Source organism: Streptomyces koelreuteriae, from assembly GCF_018604545.1.
Lineage (GTDB): Bacteria > Actinomycetota > Actinomycetes > Streptomycetales > Streptomycetaceae > Streptomyces > Streptomyces koelreuteriae.
The window spans coordinates 6,664,086-6,683,105 of sequence record NZ_CP075896.1 but is presented as its reverse complement, the minus strand read 5'-3'; the positions used below and the strand labels follow the sequence as shown (position 1 = coordinate 6,683,105).

19 protein-coding genes are annotated in these 19,020 nt (G+C 72.1%); 11 read left to right on the top strand and 8 right to left on the bottom strand.

From position 1 onward, the window contains the following. Positions 1 to 115 precede the first annotated feature (115 nt). The 3 genes from KJK29_RS30110 (at position 116) to KJK29_RS30100 (ending at position 4,504) form a co-directional block, all read left to right on the top strand. Positions 116 to 1,645 carry a S8 family peptidase gene (locus KJK29_RS30110; protein WP_215122325.1) on the top strand — a complete coding sequence of 510 codons (1,530 nt, stop codon included), beginning with the start codon at positions 116 to 118 and terminating at the stop codon, positions 1,643 to 1,645. Positions 1,646 to 1,714: 69 nt separating this feature from the next. Beyond that, positions 1,715 to 3,235: a S8 family peptidase gene (locus tag KJK29_RS30105; RefSeq protein WP_215122324.1), complete on the top strand. Its 1,521-nt coding sequence runs from the start codon at positions 1,715 to 1,717 to the stop codon at positions 3,233 to 3,235. 243 nt (positions 3,236 to 3,478) lie between these two features. Next, a complete protein-coding gene (locus KJK29_RS30100; RefSeq protein ID WP_215122323.1) occupies positions 3,479 to 4,504 on the top strand; it encodes a CopD family protein in 1,026 nt (341 codons plus the stop codon). Between the two features lie 3 nt (positions 4,505 to 4,507). Here KJK29_RS30100 and KJK29_RS30095 read toward each other — a convergent pair whose 3' ends face one another. Together KJK29_RS30095 and KJK29_RS30090 are read right to left on the bottom strand one after the other, a co-directional pair. Continuing rightward, positions 4,508 to 5,188, bottom strand: coding sequence for a lysoplasmalogenase (locus KJK29_RS30095; RefSeq protein WP_215122322.1), 681 nt, complete (start codon positions 5,186 to 5,188; stop codon positions 4,508 to 4,510). Then, positions 5,185 to 6,231 (bottom strand): sterol desaturase family protein, encoded by a 1,047-nt coding sequence (locus tag KJK29_RS30090; RefSeq protein WP_215122321.1) that lies wholly within the window; start codon positions 6,229 to 6,231, stop codon positions 5,185 to 5,187. The genes KJK29_RS30095 and KJK29_RS30090 overlap by 4 nt, the downstream gene beginning before the upstream one ends. Before the next feature lie 290 nt (positions 6,232 to 6,521). On the opposite strand from KJK29_RS30090, the gene KJK29_RS30085 reads away from it, so the two are divergent. The 3 genes from KJK29_RS30085 to KJK29_RS30075 all read left to right on the top strand — a co-directional run bounded on the left by KJK29_RS30085 (position 6,522) and on the right by KJK29_RS30075 (position 8,699). Beyond that, on the top strand, positions 6,522 to 7,511 hold the full coding sequence (locus KJK29_RS30085; protein ID WP_215122320.1) for a DEDDh family exonuclease: 990 nt from the start codon (positions 6,522 to 6,524) through the stop codon (positions 7,509 to 7,511). Between the two features lie 107 nt (positions 7,512 to 7,618). Continuing rightward, positions 7,619 to 7,852: a hypothetical protein gene (locus KJK29_RS30080; RefSeq protein ID WP_215122319.1), complete on the top strand. Its 234-nt coding sequence runs from the start codon at positions 7,619 to 7,621 to the stop codon at positions 7,850 to 7,852. Positions 7,853 to 7,901: 49 nt separating this feature from the next. Then, positions 7,902 to 8,699 (top strand): SURF1 family cytochrome oxidase biogenesis protein, encoded by a 798-nt coding sequence (locus KJK29_RS30075; protein ID WP_215122318.1) that lies wholly within the window; start codon positions 7,902 to 7,904, stop codon positions 8,697 to 8,699. 483 nt (positions 8,700 to 9,182) lie between these two features. Here KJK29_RS30075 and KJK29_RS30070 read toward each other — a convergent pair whose 3' ends face one another. Further along, positions 9,183 to 11,351: a carbon starvation CstA family protein gene (locus KJK29_RS30070; protein ID WP_215122317.1), complete on the bottom strand. Its 2,169-nt coding sequence runs from the start codon at positions 11,349 to 11,351 to the stop codon at positions 9,183 to 9,185. Between the two features lie 237 nt (positions 11,352 to 11,588). On the opposite strand from KJK29_RS30070, the gene KJK29_RS30065 reads away from it, so the two are divergent. The 5 genes from KJK29_RS30065 to KJK29_RS30045 are packed head-to-tail and all read left to right on the top strand — an operon-like array spanning position 11,589 to position 16,613. Continuing rightward, positions 11,589 to 13,136: a sodium:solute symporter family protein gene (locus tag KJK29_RS30065; RefSeq protein WP_215122316.1), complete on the top strand. Its 1,548-nt coding sequence runs from the start codon at positions 11,589 to 11,591 to the stop codon at positions 13,134 to 13,136. Beyond that, on the top strand, positions 13,133 to 13,711 hold the full coding sequence (locus tag KJK29_RS30060; RefSeq protein ID WP_215122315.1) for a sigma-70 family RNA polymerase sigma factor: 579 nt from the start codon (positions 13,133 to 13,135) through the stop codon (positions 13,709 to 13,711). Before KJK29_RS30065 ends, KJK29_RS30060 begins: the two co-directional genes overlap by 4 nt. After that, complete coding sequence (locus KJK29_RS30055) at positions 13,708 to 14,034, top strand: hypothetical protein (protein ID WP_215122314.1); 327 nt, start codon at positions 13,708 to 13,710, stop codon at positions 14,032 to 14,034. The genes KJK29_RS30060 and KJK29_RS30055 overlap by 4 nt, the downstream gene beginning before the upstream one ends. A 33-nt stretch (positions 14,035 to 14,067) precedes the next feature. Next, positions 14,068 to 15,852, top strand: a complete 1,785-nt coding sequence (locus KJK29_RS30050) for a glycoside hydrolase family 15 protein (protein ID WP_215122313.1) — start codon at positions 14,068 to 14,070, stop codon at positions 15,850 to 15,852. A 5-nt stretch (positions 15,853 to 15,857) separates the two neighbouring features. Next, a complete protein-coding gene (locus KJK29_RS30045) occupies positions 15,858 to 16,613 on the top strand; it encodes an SDR family oxidoreductase (protein WP_215122312.1) in 756 nt (251 codons plus the stop codon). An 18-nt stretch (positions 16,614 to 16,631) separates the two neighbouring features. Here KJK29_RS30045 and amaP read toward each other — a convergent pair whose 3' ends face one another. From amaP to KJK29_RS30020, 5 genes are read right to left on the bottom strand one after another with little or no spacing between them, the layout of a single operon-like run. Next, positions 16,632 to 17,210 (bottom strand): alkaline shock response membrane anchor protein AmaP, encoded by a 579-nt coding sequence (amaP, locus tag KJK29_RS30040; protein WP_215122311.1) that lies wholly within the window; start codon positions 17,208 to 17,210, stop codon positions 16,632 to 16,634. A gap of 6 nt (positions 17,211 to 17,216) precedes the next feature. Beyond that, on the bottom strand, positions 17,217 to 17,930 hold the full coding sequence (locus KJK29_RS30035; RefSeq protein WP_215122310.1) for a DUF6286 domain-containing protein: 714 nt from the start codon (positions 17,928 to 17,930) through the stop codon (positions 17,217 to 17,219). After that, complete coding sequence (locus KJK29_RS30030) at positions 17,927 to 18,310, bottom strand: Asp23/Gls24 family envelope stress response protein (RefSeq protein WP_215122309.1); 384 nt, start codon at positions 18,308 to 18,310, stop codon at positions 17,927 to 17,929. The genes KJK29_RS30035 and KJK29_RS30030 overlap by 4 nt, the downstream gene beginning before the upstream one ends. Next, positions 18,307 to 18,492: a hypothetical protein gene (locus tag KJK29_RS30025; RefSeq protein WP_184599696.1), complete on the bottom strand. Its 186-nt coding sequence runs from the start codon at positions 18,490 to 18,492 to the stop codon at positions 18,307 to 18,309. The genes KJK29_RS30030 and KJK29_RS30025 overlap by 4 nt, the downstream gene beginning before the upstream one ends. A 46-nt stretch (positions 18,493 to 18,538) precedes the next feature. Continuing rightward, positions 18,539 to 19,012 (bottom strand): Asp23/Gls24 family envelope stress response protein, encoded by a 474-nt coding sequence (locus KJK29_RS30020; protein ID WP_215122308.1) that lies wholly within the window; start codon positions 19,010 to 19,012, stop codon positions 18,539 to 18,541. Positions 19,013 to 19,020 lie beyond the last annotated feature (8 nt).

The following is a 19,020-nucleotide window of genomic DNA, read 5'->3' as shown; positions in this document are numbered from 1 at the left end:
CGTTGCTGGCCAGCGAGAGCGCGGGATAGCTTCGCCCTGAACCACCCGTCATGTACCTGCCCGAGCACCACCTGTGCCTCGGGCCGGTTTCGTTTCCGGATGATGTGGAGACCCCATGTCCCAGCTGCGTTCCAGACGCCGGCTCGCCCTCGCCGTGCCCGTCGTGCTGTCGCTGACGGCCTCGTTGGGCTTTCTGCCCGCCGCCGCGTCGGCCGCCCCGCGCGTGGAGTCGTCCGCGCCCTCGGCGGACGCGCCCCAGCTGGCGTACGTCGTCAACACCAAGGTGGACCGTCGCACCATCTCGTCGGTGAAGAAGGCGATCGGGAAGGCCGGCGGCTCGGTCGTCACCACGTACGAGCGGATCGGCGTGATCGTCGTCCACTCCTCGAACGCCGACTTCGCCACGTCCATACGCAAGGTGCGCGGCGTCCAGTCGGCGGGTGCGACCAGGACGACGCCGCTGACCGCCGCGGGGACGAAGGAGGAGGGCGCGGCGCAGTATCTGACCGACGCCCAGGCCGCGCGGGTCGAGGCCGCCTCGGCGAAGGCGCCCGACAGCGAGCCCCTCGAGGCCGACCAGTGGGATCTGCGGGCGATAGGCGCCGACAAGGCCGCGAAGATCAACCCGGGCAGCCGCAAGGTGACCGTCGCCGTGATCGACACCGGCGTCGACGACACCCACCCCGACATCGCCCCGAACTTCTCCGCGTCGCAGTCCGCCAACTGCGCCGGTGGCAAGCCCGACACCAGCGAGGGCGCCTGGCGGCCGTACACGCCCGAGGACTACCACGGCACGCATGTCGCCGGTGAGATAGCCGCCGCCCGCAACGGCACAGGCGTGGCGGGCGTCGCCCCCGGGGTGAAGGTCTCCAGCATCAACGTGACCGACCGGGCGAACGGCCTCTTCTACCCGGAGAGCGTCGTGTGCGCCTTCGTGTTCGCCGCCGACCACGGCGTCGAGATCACGAACAACAGCTACTACGTCGACCCGTGGCTGTACAACTGCATGGACGACCCGGACCAGCGGGCCATCGTCGACGCGGTCAACCGGGCGCAGCTGTACGCCCAGAAGAAGGGCACGCTGCACGTCGCCTCGGCGGGCAACTCCAACCACGACCTGGACTCGGACGCGATCCTCGACGACTCCAGCCCGGACGACTCCACCCCGGTGGAGCGCACGATCGACCCGCACGAGTGCTTCGACGTCCCGACCCAGCTGCCGGGTGTCGTCACGGTGAGCGCGACGGGCGTCAACCATCTCAAGTCGTACTACTCGACGTACGGCAAGGGCGTCGTGGACGTCGCGGCGCCGGGCGGTGACGGGCGCTACCAGATACCCGACACGCCCTCGAAGAACGGCCGCATCCTGTCCACCATGCCGGGCGGCACCTGGGGCTTCCTCCAGGGCACCTCGATGGCCGCTCCGCACGCCTCCGGCGTCGCCGCGCTGCTGAAGTCCGAGCACCCCAAGGCGTCTCCGGCCCAGCTCCAGGGGCTGCTGAAGGCGCAGGCCGACCGGACCGCCTGCCCCGAGTCCTACGACCAGGACGGCAACGGCACCCAGGACGCCACGTGCGAGGGCGGCAAGCGGGTCAACGGCTTCTACGGACACGGCATCGTCAACGCGCTGCGCGCGGTCAAGTGACCTGTGCATCCTGAGACTTCACGCACCGTCAGCTCGTACCGCTCGTACCGCGAACCTACTGGAGACACCATGACAGCGCCGCACGCGCGCTACCGCCGCGCCGTCGCGATCCCGGCCGGGATGGCGATGGCCACGGCCCTCGCGTTCCTGCCGAACTCCACGGCGACGGCCGCCGTGGACGCCGCTCCGGCGGTCTCGGCCGACGCGACGCCGCTCAGCTACGTGGTCAACGTCAAGCCGGGGCACGGCACTTCGGCGTATGTGAAGAAGGCCGTCGGCAAGGCCGGGGGCACGATCGTGACGTCGTACGACCAGATAGGCGTCATCGTCGTCCACTCCTCGAACCCCGACTTCGCCAAGACCGTCCGCAAGGTGCGGGGCGTGCAGTCGGCCGGGGCCACCCGGACCAAGCCGCTGCCCGCGGCGACGACGGGTGACCTCGGCACGCCGAAGGCGCTGAGCGCGGCCGAGGTCGCGAAGGCCGAGGCCCCCGCCGGGCAGGACCCGCTCCAGCCCCAGCAGTGGGACCTGCCGGCCATCAAGGCGGACAAGGCGCACGAGAAGTCGCTGGGCAGCAAGAAGGTCACGGTCGCGGTGATCGACACCGGGGTCGACGACACGCACCCCGACATCGCGCCCAACTTCGACCGCAAGGCGTCGGTCAACTGTGTGTCGGGCAAGCCGGACACCGCGGACGGGGCCTGGCGGCCGAGCGCCGCGGAGAGCCCGCACGGCACCCACGTCGCCGGTGAGATCGCCGCCGCCAAGAACGGTGTCGGCATGACCGGTGTCGCGCCCGGGGTGAAGGTCTCCGGCATCAAGGTGTCCAACCCGGACGGCTTCTTCTACACGGAGGCCGTGGTGTGCGGCTTCGTGTGGGCGGCCGAGCACGGGGTCGACGTCACGAACAACAGCTATTACACCGACCCCTGGTACTTCAACTGCGGCGACGACCCGGACCAGAAGGCGCTGCTGGACGCGGTCGGCCGGGCCTCGCGGTACGCGGAGAAGAAGGGCGCGGTCAACGTCGCGGCGGCGGGCAACGAGAACTACGACCTGTCGGCCGACGAGATCACCGACCCGTCGTCCCCGAACGACACCACGCCGGGCGACCGGACCGTCGACCCCTCGGAGTGCCTCGACATCCCGACCCAGCTGCCGGGTGTCGTCACGGTCGCCTCGACGGGCGCGAAGGGCATCAAGTCGTCCTTCTCCAACTACGGGCTGGGCGTCGCCGACATCGCGGCCCCGGGCGGCGACTCGACCGCCTACCAGAAGCCGGAGGCGCCGGCCACGAGCGGGCTGATCCTGGGCACGCTGCCGGGCGGCAAGTGGGGCTACATGGCCGGTACGTCGATGGCGTCCCCGCACGTCGCGGGCGTCGCCGCCCTCATCAAGTCGACGCACCCGTACGCCTCCCCGGCCCTGGTGAAGGCCCTGCTCTACGCGGAGGCCGACGCCACGCCGTGCACGGACCCCTACGACATCGACGCCGACGGCAAGGTCGACGCGGTGTGCGAGGGCTCCAAGAACCGCAACGGCTTCTACGGCTGGGGCATCGCGGACGCGCTGGACGCGGTGACCAAGTAGAGCTCATGTGAAGGCACGACGGGCCGGGCGGGGACACCTGCCCGGCCCGTCGTGTGTCCGCGGCTCGCGGGAAGCGCGGTGTGGGTGTTCGCCGGTCGTAGGACCTGCGAAGGCCTGCGTCGGCCCGACTACGCCATGTGAGTGACATCGACTGCGGCTGGGGTGGTCGGCCGCGTCCAAGGCCGACCTGAGTTCGCTCCCCTGGACTTGCCCGATCATGTGAAGGTTGGTGAAGATCTTGGGGTGACCTTGACAAGACCCACGCCAGGAGTGGCCGACAGCGGCGGGCGCGTCGGTGCGGGCCGGGCCGTTGTCGTCCTGGTCCTGGTGGCCCTGGGCGGGCTGATCCCGCTGCTCGGCCCGTCCACCGCGCTGCACGGCACCGGGGAGGCCGCGGCGCCCGGGGCCGGTGGCATCGCCCTGCTGCGCACGGTGCTGTTCGCGGCGCTGTGTGTGCCGGTCGGCGAGCTGTTCGTGAACCGGCTGGCGCGGTCCGTGCCGGGTGCGGAGGGGGCCGTCGGCCAGCCCTTGGACGCGCCCCGCAGTTGGTCGCCCTGCGCCGCCGGCGTCGGGTTCGTCGCCGCCTTGGGGCTCGCCTCGGTCGTGGCGACGGGCAATCTCGTCCCGGGCGGCCTGGCGGACATGGACGTCGGCGGGCTCCACGCGTCCCGGGACGGCAAGCTCGCCCTGCTCGAGGTCAACGCGTTCCTGGTGGCGGGGCTGTGCGCCGTGTCGCGCCGGCCGGCCACGCAGGTGTGGCCACTGGCCGCCGTGGTCGTCGCGGAGGCGCTGCGCGCGCACCCCCCGACCGAGCAGAGCCCGCTGACCGGCTCCGGGCTGACGCTCGTCCACCTGATCTGCGCGGCCTTGTGGGTGGGCGGTCTGCTGCACGCGCTGCGGACCCTGCGCCTGTGGCACGGCCGGTACGGCACCGGGGCGGGCGCGGCCCTGCTGGGCCTCTACGCGCGCGTGGCGGCCGTACTGCTCGCCGCCATCACCGCGACGGGGGTGTGGAGTTCGCTGCGCCGGATGCCGCCGGGGACGATCCTGGAGCAGCTCACGGCCACGGCGTACGGGCGCGCGCTGCTCGCCAAGGTGCTGCTCGTGGCCGCCGTCGCCGCCCTCGCCCTGTGGGCCCGGAGCCGACTGCGCCGGGCGGCCGATCCGCTGTCCGCCTGTGCGCCCGCGCGGGCGGAGGTCGTCGCCCTCGGCCTGGTGATCGCGGTGTCCGGGGTGCTGACGGCCCTTCCGGTGCCCATCCGCTGGTGAGCCTCAGACGGCCCGCATCTCGCCGTACGTCGCGGCCGGTGCCCTGCGCGCGTTGAGCGCCCCCAGCGTGCCGCCGGCCAGCAGGGCCTGCGCGGCGATGTACGTGAGCATGATCCAGAAGTCCGGCCTGGGCAGCTGCGGCCATTCGGCGACGCCGGTCGCGATGAGGGTGTCGGAGAGCAGGAACAGCGCGCCGCCGAGGCCGGCGAAGAGGCCGAGCCGGGTGCCGGAGCGGTACGCCATGGCCGTGAGCAGCAGGCTGTACCCGGCGACGGGCACGCGCAGGTCCGCGGGCAGGTCCGGCCACAGCAGCGCGACGGTCGTGACGAGGGCGATGCCGTAGCCGAGGGCGATCAGGCCCGCACGCGCGCGGGGGACCGCGTTCCGGCTGCCGTACGTCCTGAAGAGGACGAGATAGCAGACATGGCCGGCGGCGAAGGAGCCCATGCCGGCGAGGAAGGCCGGCTCGGCGTCGGACAGCAGCAGGACGTCACCGCCCCAGCCGAACAGCAGGGCGGCCAGCAGCAGCCGGGGCGCCTGGCGCAGAGCGGCCCACAGGGCCAGCAGCGGCATCAGCAGGGGCTTGGCCACGGTGTGCCCGGCGTCGAAGCCGACCGCGAGGGAGACGAGGTCGACGGCGGCGGCGAGGCCGAACGCGGCGAGGAGGAGGCGGGCGGGGGTCACGCCGACGTGCTCTCGCCGGCGGGGGTGGTCGCAGCCGTGGTGGGGTCCGTCGGCGGAGGCGTGGCTGAGTCTGACGGCCGGGCCGGGGCGGATTCCGTGGGCCGGGCCGGGGCCGTACCCGACGCCTTGGCCGTGGCCGTGGCCGTAGCCGTGGCCGTAGCCGTGGCCGTAGCCGTGGCCGTGGCCGTGGCCGTGGCCGTAGCCAGGGGTGCGGGTGCCGGGCCCCAGCCCGGGCCCATGAACACGCGTCCCGCGCGCTCGCGCCAGCTCCGCGCCGCCTTCAAGTCCCTCGCGATGGACACGTATTCGTGCGTCGCCACCTTCACCAGGTTGTACGTGTCGATGTTCTTGGTCAGTCCGTACCTCGGCCGTTCGGTCTCGGGGGCGAACGATCCGAACAGGCGGTCCCAGACGATGAGGATGCCGCCGAAGTTGCGGTCGAGGTAGCCGCCCTGGGAGGCGTGGTGGACGCGGTGGTGCGAGGGGGTGTTGAAGACGAACTCGAACCAGCGGGGCATCTTGTCGATCCGCTCGGTGTGGATCCAGAACTGGTAGACGAGGTTCGCGGAGGAGCAGAACGCGAGGGCGGCGGGGTGCACGCCGGCGGCTATGAGGGGGACGTAGAACGGCCACACGGTCAGGGACGTCCAGGGCTGGCGCAGCGCGGTGGTGAAGTTGAACTTCCGGCTGGAGTGGTGGACGACATGGCAGGCCCACAGGACGCGGATGACGTGGTGGCCGCGGTGGGACCAGTAGTAGAAGAAGTCCTGCCCGAGCAGCATCAGCGGGACGGTCCACCACAGAACGGGCACGTGCAGGGGCGTGAGTTCGTAGATGGCCGTATAAATGGCGAGGATCGGGATCTTCCAGAGGAAGTCGAAGACCAGACTGCCGAGGCCCATGCCGACGCTCGTGGCGGCGTCCTTCGCCTCGTAGCCCTCCGCGTCCTCGTCGGGATGGAGACGGTAGCTCACCATCTCGACCACGGTGAGCAGCACAAAGGCGGGGATCGACCACAGCACGACATCGGGCAGGTTCGGCATGCAAGCACCGTAGGACCGCCGTCCGGCCCCGACTAGACGTTGTTACCCACAAGTATTCTCGACGGTACGCGCTTGCTTCTTGGTGATCTCCACCAATCGGGAGGGGTCGACAAACGGACGACGGGGGTGACGGTGACCACCCGGACGCCCGGCAGAGTGACTGAGCATCGGTCAGACGTACGCCTCGCGAACGGACAGACCGGACAACCTGCCTGAGGGAGTATCGGAAGAGCCGGGTGAACGCACCTGGCGGGCCGCGGTGTCAGTCGTGGCCCGTATCCTCAGGGACCATGCTCGATGACCTGACGACCGCAGTGCCCTCTCCCACGTCATGGCCGGCCGCGTATCCCCAGGGGTACGCGGTTGTTGACGTGGAGACCACAGGTCTGGCCCGGGACGATCGCATCATCTCCGCGGCCGTCTACCGGCTCGACGCGCGCGGCGAGGTCGAGGACCACTGGTACTCGACGGTCAACCCGGAGCGCGACCCCGGCCCCGTGTGGATCCACGGACTGACGAGCGAGGCACTCGAGGGCGCGCCCCTCTTCCAGGACATCGCCGAGGAGTTCACGACCCGGCTCGAGGGACGGGTGCTCGTCGCGCACAACGCCGTCTTCGACTGGCAGATGATCGCCCGGGAGTACGCGCGGGCGCAGCGCGAGGCTCCGGTACGGCAGCGACTGTGCACCATCGCCCTGTCCAAGGAACTCGGGCTCCCGCTGCCCAACCACAAGCTGGAGTCCCTCGCCGCGCACTTCGGCGTCGTCCAGCAGCGGGCGCACCACGCGCTGGACGACGCGCGCGTGCTGGCCGAGGCGTTCCGGCCCAGCCTGAGGGCCGCGGCGGCGAACGGCGTACGGCTGCCGCTGCTGGAGTGCCGGCCGCTGACCGAGTGGTCGGACGGTCCCGCGCCCCGCATCGGACAGCAGGCGGGCTACGGCGGCTACCGGCCGACCAGTTGGCGTCCGGCCCGGAAGCGGCCCGCCTGCCCCTACCCCAACCCGGGGCGCTACGAGGTGGGCGGGCGGCTCAAGCAGGGCATGCGGGTCGCTTTCTCGGGTGACACCTCGGTGGAGCGCGACCTGCTGGAGGACCGCGCGACCGAGGCCGGGCTGCATGTGGCCACCAGCCTGTCCCGGCTCACCAGCCTGCTCGTCACGAACGACCCGGACTCGGGCACGTCCAAGGTGGTCAAGGCGCGGCAGTTCGGCACGCCGGTCGTGGACGAGGCGGCGTTCGGGCAGCTTCTCGCGGATGTGGAGCCGGCGTCGCAGGGGTGACCGGGGGCGCGGCGGCGCCGGGGGGCGACCGTACGGACGGGTGATTGGGCGGCGACTCGCCCGGCGCCCGCTCGCCCGGGCCGGGGTGACGGCTCACCCTGTGGCGCATGGCGACCTGTGAGGTATGTGGCAATCAGTACGGAATGACCTTCGAGGTGCACGCGCAGGGCGCGGTGCACGTCTTCGACTGCTTCTCCTGCGCGATCCACCGCATGGCACCCATCTGCGAGCACTGCCGGGTGCAGATCATCGGCCAGGGCGTGGAGGTCGAGGGCCAGTGGTACTGCGGGGCGCACTGCGCACGCGCGGAGGGAAAGGCGGGAATTGTCGACAAGGTGTGAAACCGTACCCGGCTGATCGCACCCCACGACCGAGTTGTACGGTCGTGGGGTGTACCGCTTCCTGATGTCCCGGCAGTGGGTGATCCTCACACTGATCGCCCTGCTTCTCATCCCCACGATGATCAGGCTGGGCATCTGGCAGATGCATCGCTACGAGGAGCGCACCGCCCGGAACCAGCTGGTCTCGGACGCGCTGGCGGCCGACCCGGTGCCCGTGGAGAAGCTGACGGAGCCCGGGCACACCGTCACCAGCGCCGAGCGGTACCGCACCGTGAGCGCGAAGGGTCGCTTCGACACCGAGGACGAGGTCGTCGTCCGCCGCCGCACCAACTCCGACGACGAGGTCGGCTACCACATCCTCACCCCGTTCGTCCTCGACGACGGCAAGGTCCTGCTGGTCAACCGGGGCTGGATCCCCTCCGACGGCCCGAGCCAGACCGCGTTCCCGAAGGTGCCCGCACCGCCGGCCGGCGAGGTCACCGTCACCGGGCGGCTGATGCCCGACGAGACGACCGAGGCGAGCGGCATCAAGAACCTTCAAGGCCTGCCGGACCGGCAGATCATGCTGATCAACAGCGAGCAGGAGGCACGGCGCCTGGACGCCCGGGTGCTCGGCGGCTACATCGCCCAGACGGCCCCCGAGCCCAAGGGCGACACCCCCGAACTCCTCGGCAACCCGGGCGAGGAGGACGCCGCGCTGAACTACGCCTACGCCTATCAGTGGTGGCTGTTCGCCGCGGCCGTCCCGGTCGGCTGGGTGATCCTGGCCCGCCGCGAAGCCCGCGACCGGGCCCAGAAGGCGGCCGAGGCCGCCGACACGACGGAGACCGAGCCGGCGACCGTGTGACCACGCGGGACGAAGACCGAGCCGACGGCCACGTAACCACCGACGCGACGAAGACCGACCCGGCGACCGTGTGACCGCCGGCAGTCGCCCTCCCCACGGTCCAGGTCGACGGCCGCCCCAGCGTCCAGGTCAGCAGCCGCCCGCGGCCACGTCGACAGCAACGCCCCTGCGGCCGCCCCGGGCCACTGGCGGCGGCACGGCTCAAGCCGAGCCCTGGGCCGTCACCAGCAGCACCCCGGCGGAGCGGGTCCCGACCCAGCGATCAGAGCAGCGCCAGCAGACCGACGACCCGCAGCACGCCCACAGGCCCGTCCCCGGCCCCATCTGCAGGCCCGCCCCCGGTCCGCCGGCAGCACCTCCCCCGCGCCCGCTCCGCCCCCGGGGCCGGTCAGCAGCACCTCCCCCGCGGCCCGGACCCCCGGTCCAGCGTGCGCAGCAGTTCGCGGACGTACCAGGACACGGCCCGTGCCCAGCGCACCGCCCTCATGAGCGGGCTCCCGCCAGGGGCTCGGCCGGCTCCTCTCCCGGCTTCTGCCCCGGCAGCTCGATGCGGGACTCGACGTACGGTGCCTCGGTGGTCGGCAAGGGACCCGGGGCGCGGATCGCCCGTACGCACACCACCGCCGCGTTCACGAGCACCACGGCGACCAGCAGCAGGAAGAGGGCGATCAGGACGCCGTCGACCGTGGAGTTGGTGACGACGGTCCGCATGTCGGCCGGGCTCTTGGCGGGCGGCAGGATCTGGCCGGCGTCGAGGGCGTCGGCGTAGCGGGCGCGCTGGGCGAAGAAGCCCACCTTCGGGTCGTCGGAGAAGATCTTCTGCCAGCCGGCGGTGAAGGTGATGGCGACGACCCAGGCGAGCGGGACGCCGGTGACCCAGGCCCAGCGCAGTTTCCCGGACTTGATCAGTACCGTGGTGCAGACGGCCAGGGCGATCGCGGCGAGCAGCTGGTTGGCGATGCCGAAGAGCGGGAAGAGCTGGTTGATTCCGCCGAGCGGGTCGGTGGCGCCGGTGTAGAGGAAGTAGCCCCAGGCCGCGACAACCAGGGCGCTGCACAGCCAGATGCCCGGCTTCCAGTTGACCCGGCCGGCCGGCTTCCAGACGTTGCCGAGCATGTCCTGGAGCATGAAGCGGCCGACCCGGGTGCCCGCGTCCACGGTCGTCAGGATGAACAGCGCCTCGAACATGATCGCGAAGTGGTACCAGAAGGCCTTCATCGCGGTGCCGCCGATGACCCCGGAGAAGATCTCCGACATGCCGACCGCGAGGGTCGGGGCTCCTCCCGAGCGGGCGATCAACGTCTGTTCCTCCACGGCCTTGGCGGCCTGGGTGAGCTGGTCGGGGGTGATCGTGAAGCCGAGTCCGGCGACCGCGTGGGACGCCGACTCGGCCGTGGTGCCGAGGAGGGCCGCCGGGGCGTTCATGGCGTAGTACAGGCCCGGCTCCAGAGTGGCCGCCGCGATCAGCGCCATGATCGCGACGAACGACTCCATCAGCATGGCGCCGTAGCCGATCATCCGGACCTGGGACTCCTTCTGGATCAGCTTCGGCGTGGTGCCGGAGGCGACCAGGGCGTGGAAGCCGGAGAGCGCCCCGCAGGCGATGGTGATGAAGAGGAAGGGGAAGAGCGAGCCCGCGAAGACGGGTCCCGCGCCCGTCGAGGCGAAGTCGGTCACCGCGTCCGCGCGCAGGACCGGGGCGGCGACCACCACGCCCACCGCCAGCATCGCGATCGTGCCGATCTTCATGAAGGTGGAGAGGTAGTCGCGCGGCGCGAGCAGCATCCACACCGGCAGCACGGAGGCGACGAAGCCGTAGCCGACCAGGCAGAACACGAGGGTCGTGGGGCTGAGGGTGAAGGCGGAGGCCAGGGAGGACTGCTGGATCCAGCTGCCCCCGACGATGGCGAGCAGCAGAAGCGCGACGCCGATCAGGCTGGTCTCGACGACCCGGCCCGGGCGCAGGATGTGCAGCCAGAAGCCCATGAACAGGGCGATGGGGATGGTCATCGCGACGGAGAAGGTGCCCCACGGGGAGTGGGCGAGGGCGTTGACGACGACCAGGGCCAGCACACCCAGCAGGATGATCATGATGGCGAACACGGCGATCAGGGCGGCGGCCCCGCCCCAGCGGCCGATCTCGTCCCGGGCCATCTGCCCGAGCGACTTCCCGTCCCGCCGCATGGACAGGAACAGCACGACCATGTCCTGCACCGCGCCCGCGAAGATCACACCGGCGACGATCCACAGCGTCCCGGGCAGATAGCCCATCTGCGCCGCGAGGACCGGCCCCACCAGCGGCCCGGCGCCGGCGATCGCGGCGAAGTGGTGGCCGAGCAGCACCCGGCGGTCGGTGGGGTGGAAGTCGACGCCGTCCTCGAGGCGCTCGGCGGGCGTGGCCCGGCGGTCGTCGGGCCCCAGCACCCGCCGGGCGACGAAGCGGGAGTAGAAACGGTAGGCGATGGCGTACGAGCCGAGCGCCGCGACGACCAGCCAGACCGCCGAGATCTCCTCGCCCCGGGCGAGGGCGAGGACGCCCCAGGCGATCGCGCCGAGCAGGGAGAGGGCGGCCCAGAGCAGGAGGGACTTCAGGGGCATTCGCCGCTTTTCTGGCGCTGACCGGTCGGATTCGGGCAGGACTGATACGGGCATGGCGGCTCCTCACCGTGGCGGTGGTGTGCGACAGGACCTGCGCGGGGGCCGGTGCGGGGGCGCTTCCCCGACCTGCGCACCTCTCCCGCTCGCTGTCGGTCTGTGCAAGAGTTGCGCTCCCGCCGGAAGTGGATGACACGGCGTTCCCAGAAGATTTCCCGCAGGTTCCCTGTCCTCCGGACGGGCCGTCCGCGCAACTCTCGCGCGAGGGCAAAGGCACACCAAGGACGGTGACCCATGGCTGACGGCGCCATGACCGCGACGTTTCTCGCCGTGATCGGCGGGGCGTCGCTGCTCGCGGTCACCGCACGGCGGCTGCGTCCGGTGGACCGGCTGCCCTCCCTGGAGGGCTGGGCACTGGCCGACCGAAGCCTCGGCCCCGGCTGGACCTGGCTGCTGCTCGGCGGCACGATCTTCACCGCGTACACCTTCACCGCCGTGCCCGGTCTCGCGTACGGCAACGGCGCTCCGGCCTTCTTCGCGGTGCCGTACACGGTGATCGTCTGCCCGCTCGCCTTCGTGCTGCTGAGCCGCCTGTGGAGCGTGGCCCGCCGGCACGGCTATATCACCGCCGCCGATTTCGTGCGGGGCCGGTACGGGTCGCCGCCGCTGGCCCTGGTGGTCGCGCTGACCGGGATCCTCGCGACGATGCCGTACCTGGCGCTGCAGCTGATCGGCATCCGGGCCGTGCTGACGGCCGGAGGCGTCCATCCCCGGGGCCTGGCCGGGGACCTGGTGCTGGTGGCGCTGTTCGCGGGGCTCGCGGTGGCCACATACCGGCACGGGCTGCGCGCGCCCACGGTCATCTCGGCGCTGAAGGCGGTGGCCGTGTTCGGCTCGCTGACCGCCGTGACCTGGCTGGTCCTCGAACGGTTCGGCGGCCCCGGCCCGGTCTTCGACGGCGCCGCGGCGCGGCTGGGCGATCCGGCGCTGCTGCTGTCCCCCGCCCAGCAGCCCGCCTACGCCACCCTCGCCCTCGGCTCCGCCCTCGCCCTGCTGATGTATCCGCATGTGCTCACCGCCGGTTTCGCCGCCGACGGGCCCCGCACCCTGCGCAAGGTCTCGGTGGCGCTGCCGGCCTGGACCGGGCTGCTCGCGCTGTTCGGGTTCCTCGGCTTCGCCGCCCTCGCGGCGGGGGTGCGGGCGCCGCGCGGTGGTGCCGAGGCGGCCGTGCCGATGCTGGTCGACCGGCTGATGCCGGCGCCGCTGGCCGGGCTGGTGTTCGCCGCGATCGCCGTGGGGGCGCTCGTCCCGGCGGCGGTGATGTCGATCGCCGCGGCGACGAGCTTCGTACGCAACGTCTACGTCGAGTACGTCCAGCCGACCGCCACGCCCAAGCGCCAGGTGCGCATCGCCAAGGCGGTGTCGATCACCGCGAAGGCGGGGGCCGTGGCGTTCGTGTTCGGGCTGCGCGACCAGGACGCCATCAACCTCCAGCTGCTCGGCGGCGTGTGGATCCTGCAGATCTTCCCGGCCGTGGCCGTCGGGCTGTTCACCGGGCGGCTGCACCCTCGGGCGCTGCTCGCCGGGTGGGCCGTGGGCATGGTCTCGGGGACGTACCTGGTGGTGCGCGAGGGGTTCTCCTCGATCGTGCCGCTCGGCACCGGCGCCGGGCCGCTGGAGATCTACGCCGGGCTCGCGGCCCTGCTGCTCAATCTGGCCGTCGCGGTGGCCGGCACCCCGGTGCTGGACCGGCTGGGCGTTCCGCGCGGCGCCGACTCGACCGACCTGCCGTCCCGCCTGACCGTCCGGCGACGCCCGGAGACCGGAGCGAACAACCCGTGAGACGCAGACAGAACTCCCCCACCGTGCCCCCGGCCGCCGCCGTGCCCCTGCCTCCCGCGGCTGCCGACCCGGCCGACCTGGAGCGGGAGACGGGCGTGGCCCGCCTCTTCGAGGTGCACTACTCCTCGATGCTGCGGCTCGCGGTCCTGCTGGGCGCCGACGACCCGGAGAACGTGGTGGCCGAGGCGTACTACCAGATCTACCGCAAGTGGCGGCGCCTGCGGGACGCGGCCGCCGCGGAGGCGTATCTGCGGTCCACCGTCTGCAATCTGACGCGGATGCGGATACGCCACCTCCAGGTCGCCCGCCGGCACGAGGAGAACCCGCCGAGCCCGCCGGACGAGATGGTCGCCTCCGCCGAGCACGCCGCGCTGCTGCGCGACGACCAGCGCGTGCTCATCGACGCGCTCCAGCAGTTGCCGCCGAGGCAGCGCGAGGCGCTGGTGCTGCGGCACTGGCTCGGTCTGAAGGAGAGTGAGATAGCCGACGCGATGGGCATCTCCGGCGGTTCGGTCAAGACCCACACGGCACGCGGCATCGCCGCCCTGACCCAGGCGATGGAGGCACGGCGATGAAGGACACGAGCCCGGACCGGACCGGGCACGGCGACGGCCGCACCGAACGCGAGCTGCGCGAGGCCCTTGAGGCCCTGGCCGGCGGCGTGCTCCCCGACCCCGACGCCTATCGCACGGCACGCGGTGAGTGGCTGCGGCGCGAACGCCGGCGGCGGCTCGTGCTCGCCGTGCTGATCGCGGTCGTCTTCACCCTGGCCGTGTTGATCGGTCTGTGGGTGCTCAACCAGACACCGTCGGATCCCGGAGTCATCTTCTCCGGCACCGGCACCGGCACCGCCGCACCCGCCGCCGAGGGCCGGTCACTCCCCCGGCTCCACCCCTGATTGCGGGCCCTACTTGCCGGGAACCCGCACTGCGTGCATACGGGTATCGAGGACTACGCGCTCATCGGTGACGAACAGACGGCGGCCCTGGTGGGCACGGACGGGTCCGTCGACTGGCTGTGTCTGCCCCGCTTCGACTCGGCCGCCTGCTTCGCCAAACTGCTCGGCGACGAGGACAACGGCTACTGGCGCATCGCCCCCGTGGGGGCGGACCGGTGCACCCGGCGCGCCTACCGCCACGACACCCTCGTCCTGGACACCGAGTGGGAGACCGAACAGGGGGCGGTCCGGGTCACCGACCTGATGCCCCAGCGCGACGAGGCCCCCGACCTCGTACGGATCGTCGAGGGGCTGGACGGCGAGGTGACGCTCCACAGTGCCATCAAGCTGCGCTTCGACTACGGCTCGATCATGCCGTGGATGCGCCGGTCCGACGGCCACCGGGTCGCCGTGGCCGGACCGGACTCCACCTGGCTGCGCAGCGAGCCGGAGGTGCGCAGCTGGGGCGAGGACTTCGGTACGCACGCGGAGTTCACCGTCAAGAAGGGCGAGAAGGTCGCGTTCGTCCTGACCTGGCACCCCTCCCACGAGGAGCGCCCGTCGCTCGTCGACCCGCACGAGGCGCTGCGGCACAGCGTCGAGGACTGGCGGGCCTGGGTGTCGCGCTGCCGCTACCAAGGGCCGTACCGGGACGCCGTCGTCCGCTCCCTGATCACCCTCAAGGCGCTCACCTACGCCCCGACCGGCGGCATCGTCGCCGCCCTCACCACCTCGCTGCCCGAGGAGCCGGGCGGGGTGCGCAACTGGGACTACCGCTACTGCTGGCTGCGCGACTCCACCCTCACCCTGGGGGCGCTGCTGGCGGCGGGCTACCAGGACGAGGCCGAGGCCTGGCGGAACTGGCTGCTGCGCGCGGTCGCGGGCGACCCGGCCGATCTGCAGATCATGTACGGCCTGGCGGGCGAGCGGCGGCTGCCCGAGTCCGAGCTGCCGTGGCTGTCGGGGTTCGCCGGGTCCCGGCCCGTCCGCATCGGCAACGACGCCGTGAACCAGCTCCAGCTGGACGTCTACGGCGAGGTCATGGACTCCCTGTCGCTGGCCCGCGAGTCGGGCCTGACCGCCCAGCCGGACGTGTGGGCGCTGCAGACGGCCCTGATGGACTTCCTGCGGACGAACTGGCGCCAGCCCGACGAGGGGCTGTGGGAGGTGCGCGGCGGCCGGCGCCAGTTCGTGCACTCGAAGGTGATGGTGTGGGTGGCCGCCGACCGTGCCGTGCGCACCATGGAGCGCCATCCGGAGCTGGACGGCGACCTGGAGGGCTGGCGCGCGCTGCGCGAGGAGGTGCACCGCGAGGTGTGCGAGAAGGGCTTCGACGCCGAACGCAACACCTTCACGCAGTCCTACGGTTCACGCGAACTGGACGCGGCGCTGCTGCTCATCCCGCGCGTCGGCTTCCTGCCGCCCGACGATCCGCGCGTCATCGGCACCATCGACGCGATCCGCGAGGAGCTGGACCACCACGGGCTGCTGCTGCGCTACACGACCGACGACGCGGACGTCGACGGACTGCCCGGTTCCGAGGGCACCTTCGTGGTGTGCTCGTTCTGGCTCGCGGACGCCCTGTACATGACGGGCCGGACGAAGGAGGCCCGCGAGCTGTTCGAGCGGCTGGTGGGGCTGGCCAACGACGTCGGTCTGCTGTCCGAGGAGTTCGACCCCGTGTCCGGCCGGCAGCTCGGCAACTTCCCGCAGGCGTTCAGCCACATCGGCCTCGTGAACACCGCCCTCGCCCTGTTCGGCGAGGAGGGGGCAGGATAGGGACCATGGATCTTGGACTGAAGGACCGGGTGTACGTCGTCACCGGGGCCACGCGAGGCCTCGGCAACGCTTCCGCGCGCGAGCTGGTCGCGGACGGGGCGAAGGTGGTCGTCTCGGGCAGGGACGACAAGAGCGTCGCCGAGACGGCGGACGCGCTGGGCCCGAACGCGGTCGGGGTGGCCGTCGACAACGCCGACCCCGAGGCGGCGGCCCGGCTGATCGGGGCCGCGCGGGAGAACTTCGGGCGCTTCAACGGTGTCCTGATCAGCGTGGGCGGCCCGCCGGCCGGGTTCGTCGCCGACAACACCGACGAGCAGTGGCAGGCGGCGTTCGAGTCGGTGTTCCTCGGTGCCGTACGGCTGGCCCGCGCCGCCGCCTCCGAGCTGGAGGCCGGGGGCGTCATCGGGTTCGTGCTGTCCGGCTCGGTGTACGAGCCGATTCCGGGGCTGACGATCTCGAACGGGCTGCGGCCCGGGCTGGCCGGGTTCGCCAAGTCGTTGTCGGAGGAGCTGGGGCCGCGGGGGATCCGGGTGGTCGGGGTGCTGCCCGGGCGCATCGACACGGACCGGGTGCGGCAGCTGGACGGCTTGTCGGCGGATCCCGAGGCGACCAGGGCGGCTTCGGAGTCGCGTATTCCGCTGCGGCGGTACGGGGCGCCGGAGGAGTTCGGCCGGGTGGCCGCGTTCCTGATGTCGCCGGCGGCGTCCTATCTGACCGGGGTCATGGTGCCGGTGGACGGCGGAGCGCGGCACGGGTTCTGAGACCCGAGTCCGACGTACTCAACTCACCCTCTCCGCACGGTGCTTGACGCCCCGCAGTCTCACCTCCGCCGGGAGTGAGTCGAGGCCCGCGGAGGTTCTGGCGTGGGCCAGGGCGCCGGTCGTCAGGTCGTGCAGGGCCGTTCCCGGGTCCACGTGCGGCTCCAGCGAGAGCCGTACGCGGGCCTCGGGGGTGGTACGGCGGCCCGTCAGACGCGCGTCGGCGCGGTCCACGCCGTCGGCCTGTTCCGCCTCCCCGGCGAGGGCGCTCTCCAGGGCCCGGCCGCGCAGCAGGGCGCCCTCGCCGTCGCCGGTGTCGACGAGGATCTCGGCGAGGCGGCGCCGGCGGAGGACCGCGACGAGCCACCACAGGGCGAGCAGCAGAACGACGGCGAGTACGGCGATGACGGTCGGCCACCACCAGCCGTCCTCCCGCCAGCGCGTGCGTTCGGCGTCGCTCAGCAGCACGTCGTGCCGGCTGTCGTGGATCCACCACGTGGGCACCGGGGCGCCGAGGCCGACGGCCAGCACCGAGCCGCCCAGCACCAGCAGCACGAGGCCCACGAGCCCGAGGAACACACGGTTGACGATCCGGAGCACCTCCGGTCACCCCTTCCGGCCGGGCCGCCGTACGCGCACCGACACCGCGGGGGGCCGGGACAGCCCCAGCCCGCGGACCGCGTCGGTGAGCACGGCGTCCAGTTCGGTTCGTACGTCGTCCAGTTCACGGAAGTGCGACGCGGCGCGGACCTTCGCCTTGGTCCGGCGCATCCGGACGTCCGCGGACTGCACGCCGGACACCTCCATGGCCCGGTCCCGCAGCGCGGACGCGGCGGCGTCGCGGTGCAGCCCGGCGTGTACGTCGGCGTGCGCGCGCCGCATCGGGAGCACGTCCCGCAGGCCGGGTGTGGCGGCCAGGACGAGCAGCCAGAGTCCGAGGGCGGCGGCCACTCCGGCCCCGACGAGCACCCAGACGTCGTCCAGGGGCCGTTCGGCGAGCTGCTGGGCGAGTTCCCGGCGCCAGCTCATGGCGGGCCGGTCGGCGCGCACGGACGCGACGTCGTACAGGAACAGTCCGGCGAGGCCCAGGAGCAGCAGCGCGACGATGCCGGCGGGGACGCGGCGCGCCGACCAGAAGCGGCTTTCGCGGCCGCCCTCTTCGTCGGGTGCGGCCGGCTGTCCCTCGGCTTCCGTCGGCTCGGACCGGTCGGACTGGTCGGGTCCCTCTCCGGTCTCCGACGGGTCGACGACCGGCAGTCGCTGTGTGCCGCCCTCGGACTCGGGCGGTTCGGCCGGGTCGGTGCCCCGGGGTTCGCTCATCGCGTCCTCCCCTGTGTCGCGCCGTGCCCGGCGACCGGATGGAGCCGCTCCACCTGGACGACGACCTCCGGCACCTCCATGCCCGCCAGGGTGCCCACTCGTTCGACGACTTGGCGACGCACCTGTCGGCAGCGGTCGCCGACGTCGCAGGGGTAGTCGAGTTCGACGTGCACCCGGACGTGGGCGACCTCGTGGTGGACGGCCACGCTCGCGGACGGGCGGCCGGCGTCGGGCGGCAGCGTCCCGACGGCCTCGCGGGCCGCCTGGGAGGCGATCTTCGCGACCACCCGGTCGGCGATCCTGGTCGCGCCGCGCTCTGCCGGCGGGACGGCGGTCAGGGGTCTGTCGAGTTCACCGGCCCCCGTGCTCACGGGCGTCACCGCCGCCGTTCGTGACGTGGACGGAAGAAGTCGCCGAAGTCCATGTCCCCTTCCAGGAACCGGCCGACGACGAAGCCGACGGCGCCCAACGCCGCCACCAGCAGGAAAGCGCCGAATCCACCGAAGTATCCGGCGAATGCCAACGCCATGCCGGCGATCATGCCGACCACGGCCATGCTCATGCGCTCCTCAGCTCCTCAGCCGCTGTGCCGTCCGGTGCCCCGTGCCTCACTGGATCCGCCGCTCGGGTTCCTCTTCCTCCTCGTCCGGCAGCTTCACATCGCTGACCGCGATGTTGACCTCGACGACCTCGAGGCCGGTCATCCGCTCGACGGCGGTGATGACGTTCTCCCGTACGTCGCGGGCGACATCGGCGATCGACACGCCGTAGTCGACGACGATCTCCAGGTCGAGAGCCGCCTGCACCTCGCCGACCTCGGCCTTCACGCCGCGGGTCACCGACTTCGTACCGCCGGGCACCCGGTCGCGTACGGCTCCGAAGGTGCGGGCGACTCCGCTGCCCATGGCGTGCACGCCGTCCACGTCGCGTGCGGCGAGCCCGGCGATCTTCTCCACGACGCCGTCAGCGATGGTCGTCCGTCCGCGCGAGCCCGGGTCTCCGCCACTGCGCTTGGCCAGCGGACTCCTGCGTGCCGCCGGCGATTCGGTCTCTCCGCCCCGGTTCTCCGTCATGTCAGTCATCGGCGTAC

Coding starts and splice junctions, on each gene's coding strand:
- KJK29_RS30110 (WP_215122325.1), top strand. CDS start 116: ATGTCCCAGCTGCGTTCCAGACGCCGGCTCGCCCTCGCCGTGCCCGTC.
- KJK29_RS30105 (WP_215122324.1), top strand. CDS start 1,715: ATGACAGCGCCGCACGCGCGCTACCGCCGCGCCGTCGCGATCCCGGCC.
- KJK29_RS30090 (WP_215122321.1), bottom strand. CDS start 6,231: ATGCCGAACCTGCCCGATGTCGTGCTGTGGTCGATCCCCGCCTTTGTG.
- KJK29_RS30085 (WP_215122320.1), top strand. CDS start 6,522: ATGCTCGATGACCTGACGACCGCAGTGCCCTCTCCCACGTCATGGCCG.
- KJK29_RS30080 (WP_215122319.1), top strand. CDS start 7,619: ATGGCGACCTGTGAGGTATGTGGCAATCAGTACGGAATGACCTTCGAG.
- KJK29_RS30070 (WP_215122317.1), bottom strand. CDS start 11,351: ATGCCCGTATCAGTCCTGCCCGAATCCGACCGGTCAGCGCCAGAAAAG.
- KJK29_RS30065 (WP_215122316.1), top strand. CDS start 11,589: ATGGCTGACGGCGCCATGACCGCGACGTTTCTCGCCGTGATCGGCGGG.
- KJK29_RS30055 (WP_215122314.1), top strand. CDS start 13,708: ATGAAGGACACGAGCCCGGACCGGACCGGGCACGGCGACGGCCGCACC.
- KJK29_RS30045 (WP_215122312.1), top strand. CDS start 15,858: ATGGATCTTGGACTGAAGGACCGGGTGTACGTCGTCACCGGGGCCACG.
- KJK29_RS30035 (WP_215122310.1), bottom strand. CDS start 17,930: ATGAGCGAACCCCGGGGCACCGACCCGGCCGAACCGCCCGAGTCCGAG.
- KJK29_RS30025 (WP_184599696.1), bottom strand. CDS start 18,492: ATGAGCATGGCCGTGGTCGGCATGATCGCCGGCATGGCGTTGGCATTC.
- KJK29_RS30020 (WP_215122308.1), bottom strand. CDS start 19,012: ATGACTGACATGACGGAGAACCGGGGCGGAGAGACCGAATCGCCGGCG.